Annotated in this window: 3 protein-coding genes and 4 tRNA genes; all 7 read left to right on the top strand. The window is 48.6% G+C overall.

Going from position 1 to position 3,557, the window contains the following annotated elements; genetic code table 11:
* Positions 1–259 precede the first annotated feature (259 nt).
* The 7 genes from murB (at position 260) to J3B89_RS20805 (ending at position 3,418) form a co-directional block, all read left to right on the top strand.
* Entirely contained in the window at positions 260–1,270 is a 1,011-nt protein-coding gene (murB, locus tag J3B89_RS20775) for a UDP-N-acetylmuramate dehydrogenase (RefSeq protein WP_215399515.1), read from the top strand.
* Positions 1,267–2,250, top strand: a complete 984-nt coding sequence (birA, locus tag J3B89_RS20780) for a bifunctional biotin--[acetyl-CoA-carboxylase] ligase/biotin operon repressor BirA (RefSeq protein ID WP_215399516.1) — start codon at positions 1,267–1,269, stop codon at positions 2,248–2,250. The genes murB and birA overlap by 4 nt, the downstream gene beginning before the upstream one ends.
* Before the next feature lies 1 nt (position 2,251).
* Positions 2,252–2,947, top strand: a complete 696-nt coding sequence (locus J3B89_RS20785; protein ID WP_215399517.1) for a type III pantothenate kinase — start codon at positions 2,252–2,254, stop codon at positions 2,945–2,947.
* Positions 2,948–3,058: 111 nt separating this feature from the next.
* Positions 3,059–3,134 (top strand) — tRNA-Thr (locus tag J3B89_RS20790).
* A 5-nt stretch (positions 3,135–3,139) separates the two neighbouring features.
* Positions 3,140–3,224, top strand: a tRNA-Tyr gene (locus J3B89_RS20795).
* Between the two features lie 31 nt (positions 3,225–3,255).
* Positions 3,256–3,330: transfer RNA gene (locus J3B89_RS20800), tRNA-Gly, on the top strand.
* A gap of 12 nt (positions 3,331–3,342) precedes the next feature.
* Positions 3,343–3,418, top strand: a tRNA-Thr gene (locus J3B89_RS20805).
* Positions 3,419–3,557: the final 139 nt, after the last annotated feature.

Consider the following 3,557-nt stretch of genomic DNA (forward strand, 5'->3'; position numbering starts at 1 on the left):
TCCGAACTCAGAAGTGAAACGCAGCTGCGACGATGGTAGTGTGGCATTCGCCATGCGAGAGTAGTTCACCGCCAGGCGCCCAATTCAAGCAAAGCCCGTCTCGAAAGAGTCGGGCTTTTTGCGTTGAAGCGCCTCGGGGCAGGCCATCCTGACGGTGCACCCCATAGAGAGGGAGCAATGTAGTTCACCGCAAATCCTTTTTTTGCGCTTCTTCAACCACATCATTACAATAGCGGTATTCGTGTTAACCGGCATAGCTATGCGCACTTTAACTAATATTTCTGCCGTTCCTTATTCTACTTTCCGCTTTAATGCTCAGCTAGCCACTGTTACCGAGTTTGGTTCTGTTGCTGAGCTGGAGAACTTCCATTCCGATACAACTCCTGTTGTACTGGGTGAGGGCAGCAATACCATTTTTATGCAGGATCTTATCGCACCCGTCTGTCGTTTTGTTGCCGACAGCAAAACTGTTACACAATTGGATCCGCAGCATGTGCTAGTACACGTGGAGGCCGGTCATAACTGGCATCAGTTGGTTAGCTGGGCAGTTGAACAGCAGTTGTGGGGTATAGAGAACCTGGCGCTGATCCCGGGCTCCGTTGGGGCCGCGCCGGTGCAAAATATCGGTGCCTACGGCGTTGAGCTGGCAGACAGCTGTTTATATGTTGATTTTTATCACTGGCAACAGCGTAAGGTACTGCGTATTGCTGCAGGTCGCTGTGAATTTGGCTACCGTGACAGCGTGTTCAAACATACTTTAGCCGGCAAAGGTATTATCGTCGCGGTGGGTTTGTGTTTAAGTAAGCAACCTGCGCCTGTGCTGGGGTATAAAGGTTTAGACCATTTATCCGCTGACGCTGCTATTAACACTATATTTGAACAGATTATCGCTGTGCGTAGCAGTAAGCTACCTGCCCCTGCGGTGCTGGCTAATTGTGGTAGCTTCTTTAAAAACCCGGTTATTGCGATGCAGCAATATACTGCGCTAAAAGCAAAGCATGCTGCCATACCGGGCTTTATCCAGACCGACAATACAGTGAAAGTGCCTGCAGCCTGGCTGATTGAACAGCAAGGCTTTAAAGGCAAGTGTTATGGCGACATCGGTTGCTATAAGTTACAGCCGCTGGTGGTGGTAAATCACGGGGCAGGTACGCCAGCGCAGCTCGAACAACTCGTTACAGCAGTGCAGCAGCAGGTGCAGGCCGCTTACGGCATTCAATTAGAAGCTGAAGTACGGATGCTAAATGCCGAAGGGCAGCCAATCAGATGAGCAAAGCCAGTTTAGTTAGCCAGCGCCAGCTACTTAGCGCAATAAGCAATGGCGAGTTTCAGTCAGGTCAGTTTCTGGCTGAAACACTGGGGTTAAGCCGCACGGCTGTTGCAAATCATATCAAACAGCTGCAACAACTTGGCTTAGATATTTATAAAGTGAAAGGCCGCGGTTACTGTCTGGCTGAACCACTGATATTGCTGGATGCGGCAAAGATAAGCCAGTTGCGCCAAAGTGGCAGTCCCAACATTCTGGTGCAAAACATTACTGACTCAACTAACAGTCAGCTAATGCAAAAAGTGCAGGATGGCGTGGTAAATGAGCCTGGTTATACCTTAGTAGCAGAAGCGCAGACTGCCGGACGTGGCAGACGTGGCCGTAACTGGTATTCTCCCTTTGCTGCCAGTTTATATTTCTCTATGTACTGGAAACTGGAGCAGGGCATCCAGGCAGCCATGGGATTAAGTCTGGTGGTGGCTATCGCGATTGCCAGATTGTTAAAACAGCAGTATCAGGTTGATGCTAAGGTTAAATGGCCAAATGATGTTTATGTCGATGGAAAAAAACTGTGCGGCATTTTGGTGGAGCTGGCAGGACAGGCGCATGCTGGCTGCGATGTGATCATTGGCATTGGCATGAATATTCGTTTGCCACAGCAGGCGCCTGATAATATCGATCAACAGTATATCGATTTAGTGTATGCCTCAGGCCAGGCGGTAGATCGTAACTTGCTAGTGGCATTGTTGCAGCGGCAACTGATGATGTTGCTTACCGAGTTTACTCAGAATGGTTTTGGTTGCTTTGTCGATGAGTTTAACCAGTACAATCAATACCGTGATAAGGCGGTGAAGCTTATTGGTAATACTGAGGTGCAAGGCATATGCCTGGGCGTAGATAAGCAAGGCGCTTTACTGGTGAGCACGGCAACTGGCATACAAGCCTATTTTGGTGGTGAACTTAGCTTGCGGCCGGGAGATTAGCATGTATTTACTACTGGATATAGGCAATACCCGCGAGAAAGCTGCATTGGTAAAAAATGGTAAAGTTACGGCTTTACCACAGTTGGCTGCCGATAATCTGGCTAAGCTACCAATTAAGGCTGTATATTTTGCCTGTGTTGCTTCACAGGAGAGAGTGGTAGCCATCAAGCAACAGCTGGGGCTGGAGCATTTACCCTGGCGTCAGGTGTATTCTGATGCTCAGGCCTATGGTGTGCGTAGCAGTTATCAACAGCCTCAGACGTTGGGAGTTGACCGCTGGTTGGCAATGTTAGGTGCGCAGTTATTGTTTCCGGCAACGAGTGTGCTGATTGTTGATGCAGGTACCGCTGTCACCTTAGATTGGCTGGTACCAGATGGCCAGCACAGCGGTGGCTGGATTATGCCGGGGCTAAAGATGCAGCAGCAGGCAGTGGTGAAAAATACTGCCAGGGTATTTAATTCCGAAATGTTTAATGGCCGTTTAGAACCCGGCACAGATACCGTTACAGGTTTGCAAAATGGTTGTTTAGCCTCAATTTTGGGCGCAATCATGTTGGCGTGGCAGCAAACACGCTGTGAAAAGTTACTGCTAACCGGCGGTGACAGTAAGTTTCTTAAATCTTATCTGTCAGATTTACCTGTTGTTGTAGAGCCTTTACTTATTTTCCATGGACTGGCCCGTTATATAGACATGTAACTGCTGGTTTGTGCACTTTATGAGCGCTTAGGCAGGAAATTAACGCTTTTTTGGTTTTTTATGTTGCACGGCTTAGGGCATTCCACTAGAATTCGCACCCACTGACGTAGTGCCGCTTTAGCTCAGTTGGTAGAGCAACTGACTTGTAATCAGTAGGTCATCCGTTCGACTCGGATAAGCGGCACCATTAGTGGAGGGGTTCCCGAGTGGCCAAAGGGATCAGACTGTAAATCTGCCGGCACTGCCTTCGAAGGTTCGAATCCTTCCCCCTCCACCATCTTCGTCAGACGAATAGCTACGAGTAGGCCGCGGGCATCGTATAATGGCTATTACCTCAGCCTTCCAAGCTGAAGATGCGGGTTCGATTCCCGCTGCCCGCTCCAATCAAAAAAGTTGCTGATATAGCTCAGGCGGTAGAGCGCATCCTTGGTAAGGATGAGGTCCCCAGTTCGATTCTGGGTATCAGCACCATCTTGACATCTCTCAAGCTATTTAAAATAACACACTAATTAAATAACCGCCGTTTTGTTAAAAAGGGTCTATTCATGGCTAAGGCTAAATTTGAACGTAATAAACCGCACGTAAACGTAGGCACCATCGGTCACGTTGA

The sequence above is a fragment of the Rheinheimera oceanensis genome, assembly GCF_018831085.1.
Classification (GTDB): Bacteria; Pseudomonadota; Gammaproteobacteria; order Enterobacterales; family Alteromonadaceae; genus Alishewanella; species Alishewanella oceanensis.

Excerpts from the sequence above, each read along its gene's own strand:
- murB (WP_215399515.1), top strand. The coding sequence starts at position 260 with ATGCGCACTTTAACTAATATTTCTGCCGTTCCTTATTCTACTTTCCGC.
- birA (WP_215399516.1), top strand. The coding sequence starts at position 1,267 with ATGAGCAAAGCCAGTTTAGTTAGCCAGCGCCAGCTACTTAGCGCAATA.
- J3B89_RS20785 (WP_215399517.1), top strand. The coding sequence starts at position 2,252 with ATGTATTTACTACTGGATATAGGCAATACCCGCGAGAAAGCTGCATTG.